Consider the following 18,239-nt stretch of genomic DNA (forward strand, 5'->3'; position numbering starts at 1 on the left):
CCATTCAAAAAAAGAGAGTAAAAGGCAGATACTATTATGATTAAAGAAGTTATTTTTGATAATTTTAGAAATTTGTCGGGGAAGTATCAACTTGATGAGGGTATAAATGTAATAGTAGGAAAGAATAGTAGTGGAAAAACTAATTTTTTAGATGGACTTAAACTAGCGTTTTATACATTAGTTGGAGATTATTTTCCTGTATCATTAGGGGACTTTAAAGATAGTGATGATAGCCACCCAATTATTATTGATGTAGTTTTGCTTGAGGACTCTATTCCATCGTTAATAAGTATTAATTCAAAAAAAGAAAGCGAGTGGGGCTTCAAAGTTATAGTAAAAAGAACTCAATCCGGGAGGTATTTGAAGCAGGTAAGATTGTTAAATGGCAGCACTATTGATATTGAAACAACAAGAGAAGATAAAAAATTACCAAAAATTCACAGCATTCCACTTCAAAGAATAGAAGATATATTGATTCCTGGTCTTACTTTGGGTATATCTAAGTTTATTGAATCAGATGTTCAATATAAAAATATAATTAGAGATTCTAAAATTGATATCAAAAAACAAATTAGCAAAAAAGAAAGTGAATTTAAAAAAATGTGTTTGATGTTTAATCAAAATCTTAGTATTGAACTTTCAGACCCTAAAATTAGTAATGAGAGATTATTTGTAGTGGATGGAGATAAAGAACATAATGCAAGAATTGGTTCGGGATATAAAAGTATAGCAAACATATTTATAAACTCAATTAATGATGACTTCAATATCATACTTATTGATGAAATTGAAAACCATTTGCATCCATCACTTATAAGATCTTTAATTAGAGAATTAAGAAAAATAGAAAACATTATGGTCATCACTACTAGTCATTCACCAGTTGTTATAAACGAGTTATTCTTGAAAGAAATTATTCATATATCCGGATTGAAACTATCTGACATTCATGATGATCAAGATGGTAATATTAAAAGAAAATTGAATAAATTTTTGCATCCAGGAAGAAATGAATTAATCTTAGCTGACAACATAATTCTTGTGGAAGGTTATACAGAAGAGTTGTTAATTAGGAATTACTTGGTACAAAATAACAAAAATTGGACTGTAGTAAATGTAGCTGGAGTTATGTTTGAACCATATGTGATTTTGGCAGCTTTTCTTAATAAGAATATAGTAGTCATTAGTGATAACGATTTTGCTTTATCACTAGAAAAAAAGAATTCAGACAGATTTGTAAAACTTGAAGAATTGTGTAATAAACATAACATTAAATTACTAGAGGTTTATAATACTCTAGAATCTGATTTATATAAAAACAAGTATCTCACTAAAGAATTTGACAGTCTATTAAAAAAACATATTAATTTTCCAGATGTAAGTATAGCTAAAGAAAAAAAGAAAACTGAAATTGCAGAAATGTTAATAGAGAAAAATGTTGATTTGTCTGATTGGCATATTATAAAAGGAATTAATGATGAGTTCAAAAGTAATTAAGTTTGTGGCTGGTGGCGGTAAAACAACATATTCAAAGAAACTTATGAGTAAAACAAAGAATGGATTATATCTCGCTTTTACAAATAGTGTTGTTGAAGAAATGAGTAGTAACGGATTTTTATCTAAAACTATAGATTCCCTATTTGCTAGTTTCATTATTCCTAAGTTTGTTGATTTAATACCAATTATTAACTCCTCATCAAATATTAAATATTTTGATAAAGAAAGCCCAAATGACATTGCAAAAGCTGCATCAAATATTTCATTTACATCAAATGGGGAAATTTATAATAAAGGCAAGAAAATATATGAAGTATCATTAAATTCTACTAATGGTGAACTTCACAAGCTAAATTATTTCAAAAACTCAAGGTCTATCAAATATATTTTTGATATAGATTCAACTAGACTAACGCACCAACAAAGAGGACAAATATCTGAATTTATTATTCATAATTACCCAAAAGAGTTGAGTTACATAATGTCAAAAAGATTTTCATTTATAATTTTTGATGAAGCACAAGATTTATCTGGATATAGGGAAAAATTTTGTAGCTTACTATACTCATCGAATGTCTCATTAAGAATTTTGGGCGATGACTATCAAAACATCAACAATGGTGGTGTGTGGTTTGAAAAACTATCTCCGTCAAAAATTAATAATCTCACTTATAGATGTTCTGATGTACTTTGTGAATGGATTAGACGAGAATTAGACATTGACATTCAAGGTGTATCTAGAGATGCTTCTGTTTCATTAATTACACTTGAAAAAGTTTTAAATTATGATGATGGGAAAAGGGTATTACTATATAAAAGTCGAATAAAAAAGTTGGCGGATACAATAGATAATTGGCATGGTAGAACCCAAACCATTCAAAGTGCAAAGGGGAATACAATTGATTCTGATATTGTGATCATAGGAGATTCGCTTAGTAAAAAAAACATGTATACAGCAATTACAAGGACAACTAAAAGTGCTTATTATACAATTAAGAGAATCAATTAATTTAACAACCATACAGAATGGAATATATATAGTGTATATTCAAAACGGGTTTTTATACGCAGGGGTTTAAATCGTCGATTTCGATATGCTTATAACGAACAGAATTTTTACTGTTTTTGTCAGCCTAACTATTCGTTCAAAAGAAAATTGAAGAATATGAACTTTTAGCATTATTTATAGTAAAGTTAGTCTAGAGGTTATCAAAAACAGTGATAAAGTCCATAATGACAAGACATTTAAACAAAGTAGCGATTCGCTTCAAAACCTCAATTATCTATCGATTGAAAGAGGGTCTAGTATTTCAGGGGAACTATCCTTTGAACCTTATAAAATCATGTCTTTAGCAGTATTGGTGGTCATGCACCTGCTATGTTCGCAGCTGGTCCATTCAAAAAACAGCACTTTCTAAGTCGAAAAAGGGTGCCAAAAGGTATGCCGCTTATCTCGTTTTGTGTGACTTCTTTGGTATTGAACCAGAAGAAGAATAATTTAAGATAACTGCCTATAAGGTACTTGGATTCCCATTATATAGAAATGCTTCCCAGATAACACTAGGTTATGGTAATATTCCGCATACAAGTACAAATAGATCCCAAGATAGATTCAATATGAAATGCTCATAGCTCAAGGTTATGGGCGTTTTTCATCCTTAAAGGTGTCTTTATTTTCAATCATAGAAAATGTTACTTAGATTAAACAATATAATTAACTCAAAACCATAATAAAAAATTCTTGTTCATCGAAATAAGTTGGGAAAAATGACTTAAAACCTGAAATGCACCTAATATTCGTTACAATCTATTTGTTTTGATGCTAAAAAAATGCATAAAAAAACGATGAAGCAATCTAAAGAAGTTATTTTTATTGACTCCGTAGTTTATTGTGATATAATAAATCTATATGAATGAACGCTCATATAGATAGGAGATTAGTATGGATCAAAAAGATATAATAGAGTTTTGTGAATGTAATGTTCTTCACCCTGAAAAAATAGAAATAGCCCATAAAAACTTACTAGATAATGAATCTATTTCACTGCTAACTTTGTTCTTCAAAACATTTAGCGATCCCACAAGAATGAAAATCATATTGGCATTAAAAGAAACCGAGTTGTGTGTATGCGATCTGTCTGCTGTGATCAATGTCAGTCAATCCGCTGTCTCACATCAATTGAAAACCTTAAGAGAGAATCGTTTGGTTAAATACCGAAAAGAGGGGAATGTTGTTTATTACTCGCTTGACGATGACCACGTCCACGTGTTAATAACTCAAGCAATGAATCATCTAAAACATAAGTAGAATGGAGAAAAAACATGAAAGAGATTAAATATAGTTTATCAGAAATTAGCTGTGCGAGTTGTGCAGATAAGATTGAACAAAAGATAAAGAAGTTAAACGGAGTTGAGGAAGGTTATTTAAACTTTGTTACAAAAGAAATCAAGGTACAAGTTGCGGATTCAACTGATACTGCAAGACTATTTGACACGATTAAAAAAATTGTGAAAGATGAAGAGGGTGATGTCGAGGTATGTGAACTAACCCCAAATGTCATTTATGCAATAGATGGTTTAGACTGTGCAAATTGTGCGGCTAAGATTGAAGAAAAATTAAACAAAACCGAAGGAATTTTAGGTGCCAACGTTGATTTTATAGCAAAAAAACTGACACTTCAATTCAAAAATTCGCTAGATCAAAAACGTATAGAAGAAAAGGTTCAAAAAATTATTGATAAAATTGAACCAGGCGTAACGATAGCACAATCAAATGTGAAGAATGAAGATCACGTGGATGAAGAATCATCAATGACGAAAGATTTAATCATCTTCGGTATAGGTATCTTACTATTTATTGGAGCATTATTGATTGCTGAAGGAACGGTTTTTCATTATGTATTACTTATACTAAGTTATTTCATCGTCGGTGGAGAAGTTGTACTGAAGGCAGTCAATAACATATATCGAGGTAAGGTGTTCGATGAAAACTTCTTAATGACGATAGCAACTATGGGTGCATTTGCTATTGGAGAGCATCCTGAAGCAGTTGCAGTTATGATTTTTTATCAGGTCGGTGAATTTTTCCAAGACGTAGCAGTCAATCGATCCAGAAGATCCATAAAAAAATTGATGTCAATCAGACCTGATGTCGCAACGATTAAAAAAGGCAACACTTCTGTGGAAATGCGTGTTGAAGACGTTCAAACTGGAGAGATAATGATCATTAAACCAGGCGAAAGAATTCCGCTTGATGGTGAAGTGTTGTCAGGAGATTCCACAATTGACACAAAAATTCTAACAGGAGAATCTGTGCCTGTAAATGTTACAAAAGGTGAGATGGTACTCTCTGGTTGTATTAATATCAATGGTTTATTGACCGTTAAAGTTACCAAACTCGCAAGCGAATCAACTGTTTCTAAGGTACTTGAAATGGTTGAAAATGCAACCAGCAAAAAAGCACCAACCGAGAATTTTATCACTAAATTTGCACGAGTATATACTCCAATTGTCACTTCGTTGGCTGTTTTGATTGCGGTAATACCACCACTCGTTATACAAGGTGCAACTTTTGAGGAATGGATCTACAGAGCACTTATATTCTTAGTTATTTCGTGTCCATGTGCACTCGTTGTATCGATTCCGCTTGGTTTCTTTGGTGGTATTGGAGCTGCATCAAGAAATGGTATCTTAGTTAAAGGTGGAAACTACCTAGAAGCATTAAATAACATTGAGATTGCAGTTTTTGATAAGACTGGCACATTGACTGAGGGAACGTTTACAGTGACTGAAATCAATACAGCTAATGGTGCAACACAAGAAGAGTTGCTCGAAAAAGCAGCTTATGTGGAAAGTTTTTCTAATCATCCTATCGCTGTCTCAGTCGTCAATAAATACAATAAAGAAATAGATCAAAGTTTAATAACTGATGTTGAAGAAATATCTGGACACGGTGTAAAAGCAACTTATCAAAATGATATCATTGCAATCGGGAATGCTAGATTGATGAAAAGAGAAGGTGTTGAATTCAAGGAATCTGTTTCGTTGGGTTCAATTATATACATCGCTATCAATGGAAAATATGTTGGAAATATTGTTGTCTCAGATCAGATAAAGAAAGACTCAAAAGCAGCTATCAAAATGTTGAAATCATTAGGCATTAAAAAAACTGTCATGCTAACTGGTGATAAGAAATTAGTTGCTGATACAGTTGGACAAGAGTTAGATATCGATGAAATTCATAGCGAATTGTTGCCTGAAGATAAGCTCAATATTGTAGAGAAGTTATTACTCCAAAAATCGAGCAGAGGGAAGCTGTTCTTTGTAGGTGATGGTATCAACGATACACCAGTATTAGCGAGAGCTGATATTGGAATTGCTATGGGTGGACTCGGTGCCGATGCAGCCATCGATGTAGCTGATGTCGTGATTATGAATGATGAACCTTCTAAGATAGGTACTGCGGTCTTTGTGGCAAAGAGAACCAGAAAGATTGTTTGGCAAAATATATACTTCGCATTAGGAGTTAAATTCCTGTTTTTAGCCTTAGGAGCTATCGGAATTGCAACTATGTGGGAAGCCGTGATTGCTGATGTCGGAGTATCATTATTAGCAGTACTAAATGCAATGAGGGTACTCAAATATAACTATAAAATAAATAATTAACTTAAATTATACTAACTTATTAGAGTTTATTCAATTTAAGGCTATGTTTTTTTAACAAGTCTCTAATAAAAACAGCTTCATTAAGCCATAAATTAAGGGTGCTAGAAAATTACATATATATGACACTAGGGTGCTAAAATTTTTACACGATTTGAAGGCTAGGGTGCTAAAGTTGTATTAAACCTCAAAACCTTAGACAGTAGAGTGACGGAGGACTTAAACCCTTTTGAATACTCTTTAGGTGATGTGATAAAATGAGTGTAGTTCGTATTGGCAATTTAGCATACGATCTCATTTGGACTGACTGATATCATTTTATAGATGAATGTACTTAATATCTCTGAATCAAGTTCATCGATGACTAAATTCTTTTTACCTAAAATCTCACCTATTTTATCCATACGTTTTTTGGTATCATAATTTTTTACGTGTTCAAGTTCAAGCTTGTTAATCTCTGCTGTTAGAACTTTAAGTCGATCCGAGTATTCTCTATACTTGGCATTAAATATTGATTCTGGAATATCTGGTTTTTTTACCTTTGTATCAATTAGATTGGATAATGCTATTTCGTTTTCGTCTCTTTCTAATGTTAACTTTTCAATGATACTTTCAACATCATCAACCTTGATGGTTGATTTAATTACCCTTTGAATGGTTGTCATGATATCCAGATCTTTTAAGAAGACTTTGTATTTACGTCAATAAAGTGGATATAAAGAGAAAGCATCCTCGGGACATGATACAATATTATTGACAGTTAAATTAGATATAATGTGTACACTGAATTAAACAACTAAAATAAGAAAGGTAAAACATATGAAAAAGTATGAAGCAGTTATTCAAGGTATGACATGTGATGCCTGTGAAATCCATGTAGAAAAAGCTTTAGGGTCTATAGAAGTTAAAATCATTGATGTTGATTATAAAACAGGAGTTGCTCAATTTGTCTCAACTGAAAGCATTTCTTTTAAAGATGTTGAATTGGCATTGAGTAAAACACCATATTATTTGAAATCTGTACATGAAGAGAATCATATAGCACAAGACAGCACATCCAATAAAAAAGATTTTGATTTAATTATTATTGGATCAGGCAGTGCTGCTTTTTCTGCAGCAATTAAGGCTAAAGAATATGGTAAGACGGTAGCAATTATAGAACGGGATACGATTGGAGGCACATGTGTAAACGTTGGATGTGTGCCATCAAAAACCATGATTCGTGCAGGTTATATAAATCAATTTTCAAAGAGCCACAATTTTCAAGGATTAAATATATCATCAAACGAGGTAAATTTTGAACAACTGATTGACCAAAAGAATCATTTAGTTGACCAGTTAAGACAAAAAAAATATATAAACTTACTAGATGTTTATCAAATTGAACTTATTAAAGGACACGCAAGATTTATCAATAGTAGTCAAATTTCAGTCAATAACAACGTTTATACTGCAGATAAATACTTGATTGCGACAGGTTCTAAGCCTGTGATTCCCAATATAAAGGGGTTAGATCAGGTTAATTATTTGACCAGTACTACATTACTAGAATTAAAAAAAACACCTAAAAGTATTGTTATTATCGGATCTGGATATATTGCACTAGAACTCGGGCAAATGTTAAAAAATTTGGGATCAAAAGTTACTTTTTTAAGAAGAAGTCATTATTTATTAAAAGAGTATGATTCAGAAATATCGATTAAAATGGAGGAAATACTAAAGACTGATGGTATTGAATTGATCAATGATATTTCTTATGACAAAGTTGAAAAGAACCAGGATTTGATTCAGATTCATTTCACAAAAAACAACGAGAAAACATATTTAGAAAGTGAAGCACTACTCGTTGCAGCCGGACGTACTCCTAGTACAGAAGATTTGAATCTTGATTTAGCTGGAGTTAAACTTGGTGATACAAACGAGATATTAATTAACGATTTCGGTGTAACTAGCAATGAAAATATTTATGCAGCTGGTGATGTCACTGGTGGTCCTATGTTTGTATACGTTGCAGCTTATCAAGGTGGAGTAGTTATGGATAACGCATTTGGTAATGTTAAAAAGAAGATAGATTTGAGATATGTGCCTAGTGTCATATTCACGACGCCCTCAATCGCATCTGTTGGCTACACTGAACATGAAGCAAACAGGCTAGGATACTCAACAGTTTCACGAACAATTGATTTAGAAATGGTGCCAAGAGCACTCGTCAATCATGACACTAGGGGTCTTTTCAAAATTGTTGTTGATCAAGCAACTAACAAAATTATAGGTGTACATATTTTGGCTGAGGATGCTGGTGAGATCATTTACTCAGCCACATTGGCCATCAAATTCGGATTAACGATTCAAGATTTAAAAGATACGATGGTTCCATATCTAACCATGTCAGAAGGACTTAAGTTAGCAATCCTCTCGCTTGAAAAAGATGTTTCTCATTTATCTTGTTGTGCAGTTTAATCATTAATTAGGCAGAACTGAATTGGTATATATAAGACTTATTCAATAGTTGCTTTCGATTATCCTCTTGGTAAAGCTATAATTTTAGGGTGCTAAATTGTTTTAACATCGATTACCTTAAACAGTTAAGTAAAGGGGATTTATACCCTACAAATCAATCTTTTGATGTAGAAATCAACGATGGTACTTTGATCTAATAATTTAATAGTAAAAATCAAAAAATATGTTTCTTTGGTATTATAGACGGTTTTCAACCATGTAAGGGGAAACATATTTTAGCCGTTTTTGATGTTACTTCAATACACACAAGGTTGATTTTGCAAGCAATTTGGTTTTTTCAACGCATGTGGAGTCTATCACGTTGCTTTCTCTGAAATAATTATTATTGGAGTATTTCAAAACACCTTTATGTCATGGGAGGACAAATGAAAAAAATACTACCTTATCTCTATCCGCTGGTTACAGTTATATTCACATTTCTATACTTCTTACCATGGATACAAGCTACACGATCAAATTTAGGATTTAACATGCTTGCAACTGTATATCTTTTATTTGGATGGATATTTGAGTTTTTCTATTTCGGCTTCTTTCTCAAATCAAAAAACTTTAATTATTCTATTTCAATGGGCATTGTCCTAATATGTTATGCGTTTTTAGCAATTATGATATTTAGTGGGTATGTACCCCATGTGTAAGGGTTATTCAGATTATCATTAAAGAGTGGTATAGAAATTAATGAGTAGGTGACATGCCCTTTGAATAGGTGTTGAGACACCAAATTCCTATGATTGGCCACAAAAGCATTTAGTTCCGTTGTTCCATATCCACGCAAAAAATGTTTGCGCCTATAATGAAGTGTCGTCTTACAAAACATATTTTGGCCGAAAATATGTTACCTGCCTATATTTTACAGCAATTTTTCGAGCAAACAGAGTAACATCACACAGTCTGGTTTATGAAACATTTAGTCTCAAATATGTTCCCACACTGGAAAAAGTCTGGAATGGGGGAACATAAAATGGCCAAAAATATGTTTCCGACGTACACGAACCAACATATTTTCGAGCAATTAGATATACTCCACGCACGTTGAAACCATCGTATTGCTTTCTCTAAAAACCGCTTAACAAAGCCGCTTATAAAATAGTAGTAGAAGCATCTAACCTATTAAAGTAGGTTAAATGCTTCTTTTTTTGTTTTATCCTTGATATGTTTCAAAAAAGATTCTATTGTCTTGAGAATACTAGTCACCCTGATCAAAAAGATATCAAACAAAATAACATTGATTTTCTCCAGATAATAGCATATAATAACATTAAGTGGAGGAAATGATATGATTGTTACAACATTAAACTTAAAAGAAAAGTACAAGGATTATACGGATATTAATGGCAAAATCAAAAGAGATATTGATAATGGTTTCTTATTTCCTCTTATACGAGGCATTTATGAAACCGACGAATCAGTACCTGGATTTTTACTTGCGGCTTATATTTATGGACCATCCTATTTATCTTTCGAATATGCACTTTCATTTCATAATATCATTCCTGAAAGGGTAGTTGTTTATACGAATGCAACATTCAACAAACGAAAAAGTAAGTCCTATCAAAATAAGTTCGGACTTTATACTTATAGAGATGTTCCCAATGCTGCGTTTCCTTTCTCGGTAAAAGCTCATGAAGAAAACGGGTATGCTTACTTTATGGCAAGTCCAGAAAAAGCACTATGTGATTTATTATATACAAGAAAACCAGTGACAAGTTTGAAAGACTTAAAAATGTTACTTTTTGAGGATTTAAGAATAAATAAAGACATGTTTGAACAACTTAACTTTGATGAAATACTGTTTTTATCTGATAAATACATATCGAACAACATGAAGCTCTTTAGAAAATATATTGAAAGTGGGTATATCAAATGACAATTATTCAGCAGATGATCAATAAGTATAATCCGAAGACCATAGAAGATAAAAAGAACGCAATAAAAGAAGTTATACAAGAAGTGGTTTTGGCAGGCCTTTCAAAAACTGACTTTTTTACCCATGCAGCTTTTTATGGTGGAACTGCTTTAAGAATTTTTTACGGGATGGATCGATTTAGTGAGGATTTGGATTTTACCCTTATTGTAGCAAATGAAGCTTTTGATATGAGTAAATATTTTAAACCGATAAGTGATGTCGTAAACTCGCTTGGACTTAATTTTGAAGTTTTAAAAAAAGAAAAGACAGTGAACTCGAATATTGATTCGGCTTTCATCAAAGGTAATATAAAAGAAACCCTAATAACAATTTATTCAAGTTCATCGGATTCTAGACTTATCATCCATAATGAAAAGATTATCATTAAGTTTGAAGTAGATGTAAATCCACCGTTATACGCACATACAGAAATTAAGTTTCGATTATTACCATTCCCATACCAAGTTCGAGTTTATGATGCCTCATCGTTATTTGCTGGTAAAATTCATGCTGTGATTGCTAGAAGTTGGAAGGACCGCATAAAGGGTAGAGATTTATACGATTATGTCTATTATTTAAGTTTGGAGACAAAAGTGAATTTAAAACACTTAGAAGCTAGACTTAAACAAACTAAAACAATTGATGAAAACATCAAATTGACTAGAGATTTATTAATTAATATATTGGAAAAACGATTTGATCAGATTGATTATGATATTGCGAAATCCGATGCTAGACCATTTATAAAAGATCAGTCTACTTTAGACCTTTGGAGTCGCGAGTTTTTTAAATCCATTACAGAGCAAATTAAACTAGATTTGGAGGATTACAATGATTAAACCCAAACAACTTAAAAAGGGTGACAAAATCGCCATTGTTAGTTTATCATCAGGAATCTTAGGTGAAATTAACGTTAGACATCAGGTAGAACTTGGTATAAAAAGATTAGAGGAATTAGGTCTTGAACCTGTCTTTATGCCTCATGCGCTAAAAGGATTAGACTTTGTGAAAAACAATCCAAGTAAAAGAGCTGATGATTTAAGACTTGCATTTAAGGATCCGATAATTAAGGGTATCATTTGTGCCATTGGTGGAGATGATACTTACAAAACAATACCGTATCTTATGAATGAGGAGTTTAAAAGTCTGGTACTTTCAAAACCGAAAGTTTTTATAGGTTTTTCAGATTCAACCAATAATCACCTAATGCTAAATAAATTAGGATTAGTAACTTATTATGGGTTAAATTTCTTATCAGATCTTTGTGAACTACAAAAGGAAATGATTCCATACACACTGAACAGCTACAAGAGATTGTTTATAAACGATGAACAGTTTGAAATAAAATCTAGTCCAAAATGGTACTTTAATAGAACAAATTATGACATAGATCAACTATCTGTTCCACTGAACACTTTAGATGAAAACAAAGGGCATGAGTTCTTAAATGGATCGGGCGTCATTGATGGTGTTTTCTGGGGTGGATGTCTAGAAAGTATCTATGATTTGTACACAAGTGAGCGGTATCAAGATCAAAGACATATTTATGATCAGTATGGATTAATTCCTAACAAAGATTTCTTTAATGACAAAATCATATTCCTTGAAACAAGTGAAGAAAAGCCAATACCGGAAAAGTTTCAAAGTATGCTTTACTTCTTAATTGAAGAAGGTGTTATAAGTCATGCTAGGTGTTTATTGGTTGGTAAACCATACGATGAGGTCTATTATCAAGAATATAAAGAAATATTATTGAAGATATCAAATGATTTTGCTTTACCCATAGTATATAACTTAAATTTTGGACATGCACTGCCAAGAACCATTATTCCTTACGGGATTAAAGGGGAAGTTGATTTTGATAAGAAATCTATTTCAGTAAATGAAAGAATGTTTGAATGGTGATTGATATCTACTACATTTTCTAGCACAAGTAAATTCTAGATGTGTTGACCACTTATACGATATAAATTATGTTACTTTGGTATTATAGACAGTTTTCAACCATGTAAAGGTAAACATATTTTGGTCTATTTTGATGTTACTCTGATACACACAAGGTTAACTTTGCTAGCAATTCAGTCTTATCAAGCCATGTTGAAATCATCATATTGCTTTCTTTAAAAACTACTTAATAACCTATTCATAATATAGTAGTAGAAGCATAAACCCATCAAATAGGGTTAAATGCTTCTTTTTTTCTTTATGTCTAATGTAATAACTTCTGATTTGTAATGAATAACTTATAAATCATATATATTGGTTGGAAAAATGAGTTTTTATAATTACTGAGTTTGAGTTATAATAAACATGCAGGAGAATGATAATGAAAATTACAAACGCCATAAAAAATATAAAACAATTATATGTTAATAATGAATTTGTTTATGAAAGATGGTTGTCTTATATAAAAGATATATTTCCTGAAGATTATTCAATATTTATAGATGATATAAAGGACTACGATTTTGATAATGACTGTTTGCCTATTTTAAATGAAGTAATTGTAAGTGATGAAAGGATAATAAATCTTGAATTTCTTTTTGATCAACTAACTAGAAATTTAGAATCTTTAGTCTTACAACACTTTCATAAAAGCTTAGATGTTGAAATTATATTATATCTTGGTTTGTGTAACGGTGCTGGATGGGTAAGGACTATTCAAGGTCAATGTAAAGTGCTTTTAGGTATAGAAAAAATATTTGAGCTAAATTGGGATGATGAAAAGCATATGATAGGTTTAATTTATCATGAATTAGGACATGTTTACCAAAATCAATATGGTGTATTGGAAAGATATTTTAATAATTCTAAAGATCAATATTTATGGCAACTTTTTACGGAAGGTGTGGCCATGGTTTTTGAACAAATTTTAATGAATAATCATAATTATTATCATCAAGATGATGGTCAGTGGTTACTTTATTTTGATAAACATCTTCCTAATTTAGCCAATGATTTTTACCATGATTTAACAGTGATGAATAGCCAAAATCAAAGATATTTTGGTGATTGGGTTTATTATAACAAACATAATGATGCTGGTTATTATTTAGGGGCCAAGTTTGTTCAATTTATTCTTCTCTATGAAACTTTTGATCATATTATTTTATTCAATATAGAAAAGGTAAAAACTTATTTTTCGATGTTTCTTAAAGGAGTTAGGAAATGACTAATTTAGAATGGTTATTAAAGGGTGATGAGGTTTTAAATCGGCTTAGTAGAAAATATTTGTTGGGTGAAGAGCTTGATTACAATAATGAAGGCTATATAGCAGAATATTTGAAGCTATATGACCATAAAACAAAACTTTGGGGCAATGGCTTTTATGGTCCTAAGTGGATTTCAACCAACTATACTTTGTTAGAACTTAAATATATGGAAATCAATCCAAAACATCCAATCTATCAAGAAAGCCTTCTGAATTATCTAGATTACTATTTAGATCATTATTTAGGAAAATCATCGATTGATAAGATGGATTTATGTATCTCTGGTATGTTTATAGAATTGCTGTCTTATGGGAAAATCCAAGATCATAGATTGTTTACTTTAATTGATTATGTATTGGATCACACAATGTCAGATGGAGCCTGGAATTGTCAGTGGAACCATAAGTCAAAACCAAGAATATCTTCAGTTCATACGACCATTAATATTTTAGAAGGTCTTAATGAATATCTTAAGAATGATTATTCTTATCGTAAAAACGAAGTTTCTATTCGTGTTATAAAAGCCATTGAAGTTTTAATGTCTAGACACTTGCTTTTTGTAAAAACTACTAAAGAACCTATACATCCAAGTTTTGTTGATCATCATTATCCGCCTAGATGGAAATATGATTATTTAAGAATTTTAGAGTTTCTAGCAAAGAGAAAACATCCATATCAAATAGAGATGCAAGCTGCGCTTGATCTTTTATATAAGAAACTAAAAAATGGTCGTTTAAGTAAGGGTTCAAGAATCTCTGGTAAAATTCATTTTCCGATTGAACAGGAGACTTATGGGAGATTTAATACTTTAAGAGCTTATATCGTTTTGAAAGAATATCATAAGGAATTATATAATCATATTGTTGGGAGTGAAATATGAATAAAATAGGTGAAGGAAAAACAGCTGAAGTATTTTCAGATGGTCAATATGCATATAAGAAATATCGTGATCATTACGATATTAGAAATATAGAGTATGAAGTTAAGGTGCAAAATGAAATATTCAATAAAACCAATTTGAATGTATGTCATTATGATATTGAAAATAATATGATTAAAATGACTTTATTAAATGGTATAGAGTTTGCTGATAGGATTAGGTTAGAAAAGTATAAATTATGGTTAGAAGATTTTACTGACCTACAGTGTCAAACCTATGAATACGATCAAATTGAGTTGTTGGATGTTTATCAAGTTTTTAATAAGCAAGTCATGGCTTCTAGTCTTGATGATTCTTTAAAAAATAAAGCCTTAGTATCCCTAAGCAAAATTGATAAGATTTATAAATTATGTCATCTTGATTTTCATCCTCTAAATATTATTTATACTGAAGACAAATATTTTATAATTGATTGGACAAATGCAAAATTAGCGCATCCAGTCATGGATATAGCAAGTACTTATATTATCTTTAGACAATACTTAAAAAGACAAGCAAACAAGTATTTGAATATGATGATTAAGAAGACTGGATACAATAAAGATCAAATATGTAATGCTTTGCCTATCATGGCTTTTATTAAGTTAAGAGAAAGTGACCATGAAGACAATCAGTTTTTAATTGATTTAATTAATGGAAATGATTTGATTTATGATAGATACTAATCGTTTAATATTAAGAAAATTTACAGATAGTGATTTAGATGCTTATTATCAAATCATGAAAGAAAAATCTGTTTACCAATGGTTAGGCAAGGGTGGGCAAAGAACTAAAGAGCATGTACTAAAAACGATAGAGTATTATAAAAAACATTGGATACAATATGGTATAGGTAATTTTGCAGTTTACTTAAAAGATAAAAATGAACTTATTGGCCATTGTGGTTTTAATTGCATCGATGAACTCGGTGGATTTGAATTGCTTTATGCTTTGTCTGAGGACCACTGGTATAAAGGTTATGCGAGCGAAGCAAGTATAGCCTGTCTTGAGTGGTTAGAAAAACAAGGGTCTCTTAGTAAGGTCTATGCTTTATCATATCCAGATAATCATAGATCAATTCACGTGATAGAAAAATTAAACTTTATATATATTGGAAACAAGCATTTATTCGGAGTGGATTTAAGAGCCTTTGAATTAAATTTCCAAAGTAGACACTAAATTATAGGGTCTACTTTTTATTATGATTATAAATTATTTAATGAAAATTCACACAACTTTTTCATATATTTGCATAAAATTTGAATACTTTTTCAAATATAAGCAAAATATTTTAAAATAATCTTGACACCAATGAAAATAAATGATAATATTTGAAATGTAATGAAAAGGCATGAGAAGGGGGGGAAGGTTAATGGATTATTCAATAAGACTCAATGGCTTTTTATCTAAAGGTTATTCATTAGAAGAAACTTTTAAAGCATTATCAACCATTGACGGCGCAACCCATGTTGATTTAAATTATCCGGAACATTTCGAAGGATTAAGTATTGAATCTATGAAATCCTTGTTAAATAAATATAATTTAAAGGTTTCTAGTGTTGCGGCTAGATTTAGAGAAGGTTTTGAAAATGGTGAATTTACCAATCAAGATCCTACAATTGTAAAAAAAGCTCTTGATATTGTTAAGAAATCAGCTGATATGGCTGTAGCTTTAGATTGTAATCATGTAATTTTATGGTTTGCTCAAGATGGATGGACTTATCCTTTTGAAGTAGATTATGAAAAAATCTGGGTTCAATCAAGAGATTGCATAAGAGAATGTTGTGATTATAATAAGGAAGTAGATTTTTCCATTGAATATAAACCTTTTGAACCAAGAACATTTTCTTTATATTCATCAGCGGCTATTACAGCCATGATGGCTAAAGAAGTTGATCGTAAAAATATATTTGTAACAATGGATTTAGCGCATGTATATATGAAAGATGAAATGCCATCGTTTTCAGTGTCGCTATTAATGCATCATCATTTATTATCTGCTATACATGTTAATGATGGTTATGGTTTACAAGATGATGGTTTATTGGTTGGTTCAATAAGATTTATTCAAACATTAGAATTCTATTATTATTTAATAAAATATAAATATGATAAGGCTATTTATTTTGATACATTCCCAATCAGGGAAAAACCTGAAGAAGAAGTAAAACAAAATATTCGAATGTCAAATAAAATATTCGAGTTAATTCATATGATAGGTATGGATAAGATTGAAGAAATCATTAAAAAGAATGATGCGATTCAAGCTCAAGAAATAATGATGATGTGTTTAAAATAATCATTTTTCTTGAAATAAAAATGTAAGCGATTTTATATGTCCTTAATAAAAATTTATAATATAAATATAAGGGAAAGAAGGAGAAGAAAATGAAAAAAGTTTTAGGTTTATTTATTGTTTTATTTGCAGTATTTGCTTTAGCTGCTTGTGGTGGAGAAGAAAGAGAACCAATTCCAACAGCTAATCCAGAAGGTTTCAATCCGGATACAAATACGGATGCAGTAAACTATTATGATTTAAGAGAAGATTTAGGTGCAGTTCCTTTATTAGAAGGCGAATACACATTTGGTGGTGTAGCTAAAGCTTTCGAAAATGAATATTGGAGAACTCTAAAAACTGGTATGGAAACTGGTGCAGCTAAATTTTACGAAGGCGGAATTAACGTTACAATTGACATGAGATCTGCATTAGGTGAAGGAGACCAAACTGGTCAATTAGCTATCGTTCAAGATATGATTACTAGAGATTATGATGCTATCTTAGTTTCACCGATTACAGATGGTAACTTAGTGCCTGGGGTTGAAGATGCATTAGAAGCTGGTATTCCAGTGGTAAATGTTAATGACGGTATCGTTGCAATTGCTCCTAATTTTGTAGGACCAAATGCTTATGAAAACGGTGTTTTAGCAGCTCATTATGTTGGACAACAACTTGGTGGTGCTAGCGCTGAAGGTCAAGTCGCAATCGTTACAGGCATGTCAGGAGCTTTTGCTGCTAGACAAAGAACTGCTGGTTTCAAAGAAACATTAGAAGCAAACTATCCTGGTATCGTTGTTGTTGAAGAACAAACAGCTAACTGGTCAAGAGAAGAAGCTAGAAACTTAGCTAACACATGGTTTACAACTTATGATGGTTCAACACCTGAAAAAACTTTAGATGCAATTTTTGCTAATAATGATACAATGGCTTTAGGTATTGTTGAAGCTAACGAATCTAATGCTAATGTTGATCCAATCATCGTTGGTGTTGATGGAATCTCTGAAGCATATGATGCTATCCGTGAAGGTAAATTAGATGCTACAGTAGATAGTTTCCCATTATTCAAAGGTCAAATCGCAGTTGAAATGGCAATTAGAATTTTAGCTGGACAAGATGTTCCGCGTGTTGTTCATACACCACAAGCTTTAATCACTATTGACAATGTTGATCAATCAGCAGAAACAATTATCGCTTGGACAGATCCTGAAATAGAAGAATAAGATTTTAGATAATACGTATGAATTT

15 protein-coding genes are annotated in these 18,239 nt (G+C 31.3%); 14 read left to right on the forward strand and 1 reads right to left on the reverse strand.

Going from position 1 to position 18,239, the window contains the following annotated elements; translation table 11 throughout:
- The first annotated feature begins 36 nt into the window (after positions 1–36).
- The 4 genes from HF295_RS06980 (at position 37) to HF295_RS06995 (ending at position 6,162) form a co-directional block, all read left to right on the forward strand.
- Positions 37–1,497, forward strand: coding sequence for an ATP-dependent nuclease (locus tag HF295_RS06980; protein ID WP_312031450.1), 1,461 nt, complete (start codon positions 37–39; stop codon positions 1,495–1,497).
- Positions 1,478–2,506, forward strand: coding sequence for a UvrD-helicase domain-containing protein (locus tag HF295_RS06985; RefSeq protein WP_312031451.1), 1,029 nt, complete (start codon positions 1,478–1,480; stop codon positions 2,504–2,506). Before HF295_RS06980 ends, HF295_RS06985 begins: the two co-directional genes overlap by 20 nt.
- A gap of 933 nt (positions 2,507–3,439) precedes the next feature.
- A complete protein-coding gene (locus HF295_RS06990) occupies positions 3,440–3,805 on the forward strand; it encodes an ArsR/SmtB family transcription factor (protein ID WP_025724738.1) in 366 nt (121 codons plus the stop codon).
- A 14-nt stretch (positions 3,806–3,819) separates the two neighbouring features.
- The gene (locus tag HF295_RS06995) at positions 3,820–6,162 is read left to right on the forward strand and encodes a heavy metal translocating P-type ATPase (RefSeq protein WP_312031452.1); all 2,343 of its coding nucleotides are present in this window, start codon (positions 3,820–3,822) and stop codon (positions 6,160–6,162) included.
- Positions 6,163–6,440: 278 nt separating this feature from the next.
- Here the strand turns inward: HF295_RS06995 and HF295_RS07000 are convergent, their stop codons facing one another.
- Complete coding sequence (locus tag HF295_RS07000; RefSeq protein WP_312031453.1) at positions 6,441–6,824, reverse strand: hypothetical protein; 384 nt, start codon at positions 6,822–6,824, stop codon at positions 6,441–6,443.
- A 154-nt stretch (positions 6,825–6,978) separates the two neighbouring features.
- On the opposite strand from HF295_RS07000, the gene merA reads away from it, so the two are divergent.
- The 10 genes from merA to HF295_RS07050 all read left to right on the forward strand — a co-directional run bounded on the left by merA (position 6,979) and on the right by HF295_RS07050 (position 18,214).
- Complete coding sequence (gene merA / locus HF295_RS07005) at positions 6,979–8,619, forward strand: mercury(II) reductase (protein WP_312031454.1); 1,641 nt, start codon at positions 6,979–6,981, stop codon at positions 8,617–8,619.
- Positions 8,620–9,955: 1,336 nt separating this feature from the next.
- Positions 9,956–10,546, forward strand: coding sequence for a type IV toxin-antitoxin system AbiEi family antitoxin domain-containing protein (locus HF295_RS07010; RefSeq protein WP_312031455.1), 591 nt, complete (start codon positions 9,956–9,958; stop codon positions 10,544–10,546).
- Positions 10,543–11,424, forward strand: coding sequence for a nucleotidyl transferase AbiEii/AbiGii toxin family protein (locus HF295_RS07015; protein ID WP_312031456.1), 882 nt, complete (start codon positions 10,543–10,545; stop codon positions 11,422–11,424). The genes HF295_RS07010 and HF295_RS07015 overlap by 4 nt, the downstream gene beginning before the upstream one ends.
- Positions 11,417–12,490, forward strand: coding sequence for a S66 family peptidase (locus tag HF295_RS07020; RefSeq protein ID WP_312031457.1), 1,074 nt, complete (start codon positions 11,417–11,419; stop codon positions 12,488–12,490). The genes HF295_RS07015 and HF295_RS07020 overlap by 8 nt, the downstream gene beginning before the upstream one ends.
- 421 nt (positions 12,491–12,911) lie before the next feature.
- Positions 12,912–13,757 carry a putative metallopeptidase gene (locus HF295_RS07025; RefSeq protein WP_312031458.1) on the forward strand — a complete coding sequence of 282 codons (846 nt, stop codon included), beginning with the start codon at positions 12,912–12,914 and terminating at the stop codon, positions 13,755–13,757.
- Positions 13,754–14,677 (forward strand): hypothetical protein, encoded by a 924-nt coding sequence (locus HF295_RS07030; protein ID WP_312031459.1) that lies wholly within the window; start codon positions 13,754–13,756, stop codon positions 14,675–14,677. The genes HF295_RS07025 and HF295_RS07030 overlap by 4 nt, the downstream gene beginning before the upstream one ends.
- Positions 14,674–15,402 (forward strand): phosphotransferase family protein, encoded by a 729-nt coding sequence (locus tag HF295_RS07035; protein ID WP_312031460.1) that lies wholly within the window; start codon positions 14,674–14,676, stop codon positions 15,400–15,402. Before HF295_RS07030 ends, HF295_RS07035 begins: the two co-directional genes overlap by 4 nt.
- Positions 15,389–15,895: a GNAT family N-acetyltransferase gene (locus HF295_RS07040; RefSeq protein WP_312031461.1), complete on the forward strand. Its 507-nt coding sequence runs from the start codon at positions 15,389–15,391 to the stop codon at positions 15,893–15,895. The genes HF295_RS07035 and HF295_RS07040 overlap by 14 nt, the downstream gene beginning before the upstream one ends.
- 193 nt (positions 15,896–16,088) lie before the next feature.
- Positions 16,089–17,015 carry a sugar phosphate isomerase/epimerase family protein gene (locus HF295_RS07045; protein ID WP_312031462.1) on the forward strand — a complete coding sequence of 309 codons (927 nt, stop codon included), beginning with the start codon at positions 16,089–16,091 and terminating at the stop codon, positions 17,013–17,015.
- A gap of 89 nt (positions 17,016–17,104) precedes the next feature.
- A complete protein-coding gene (locus HF295_RS07050) occupies positions 17,105–18,214 on the forward strand; it encodes a substrate-binding domain-containing protein (RefSeq protein WP_312031463.1) in 1,110 nt (369 codons plus the stop codon).
- The last annotated feature ends 25 nt before the right edge of the window (positions 18,215–18,239 follow it).

The organism is Hujiaoplasma nucleasis (assembly GCF_013745115.1).
In the GTDB taxonomy this organism is placed as follows: domain Bacteria; phylum Bacillota_I; class Bacilli_A; order Izemoplasmatales; family Hujiaoplasmataceae; genus Hujiaoplasma; species Hujiaoplasma nucleasis.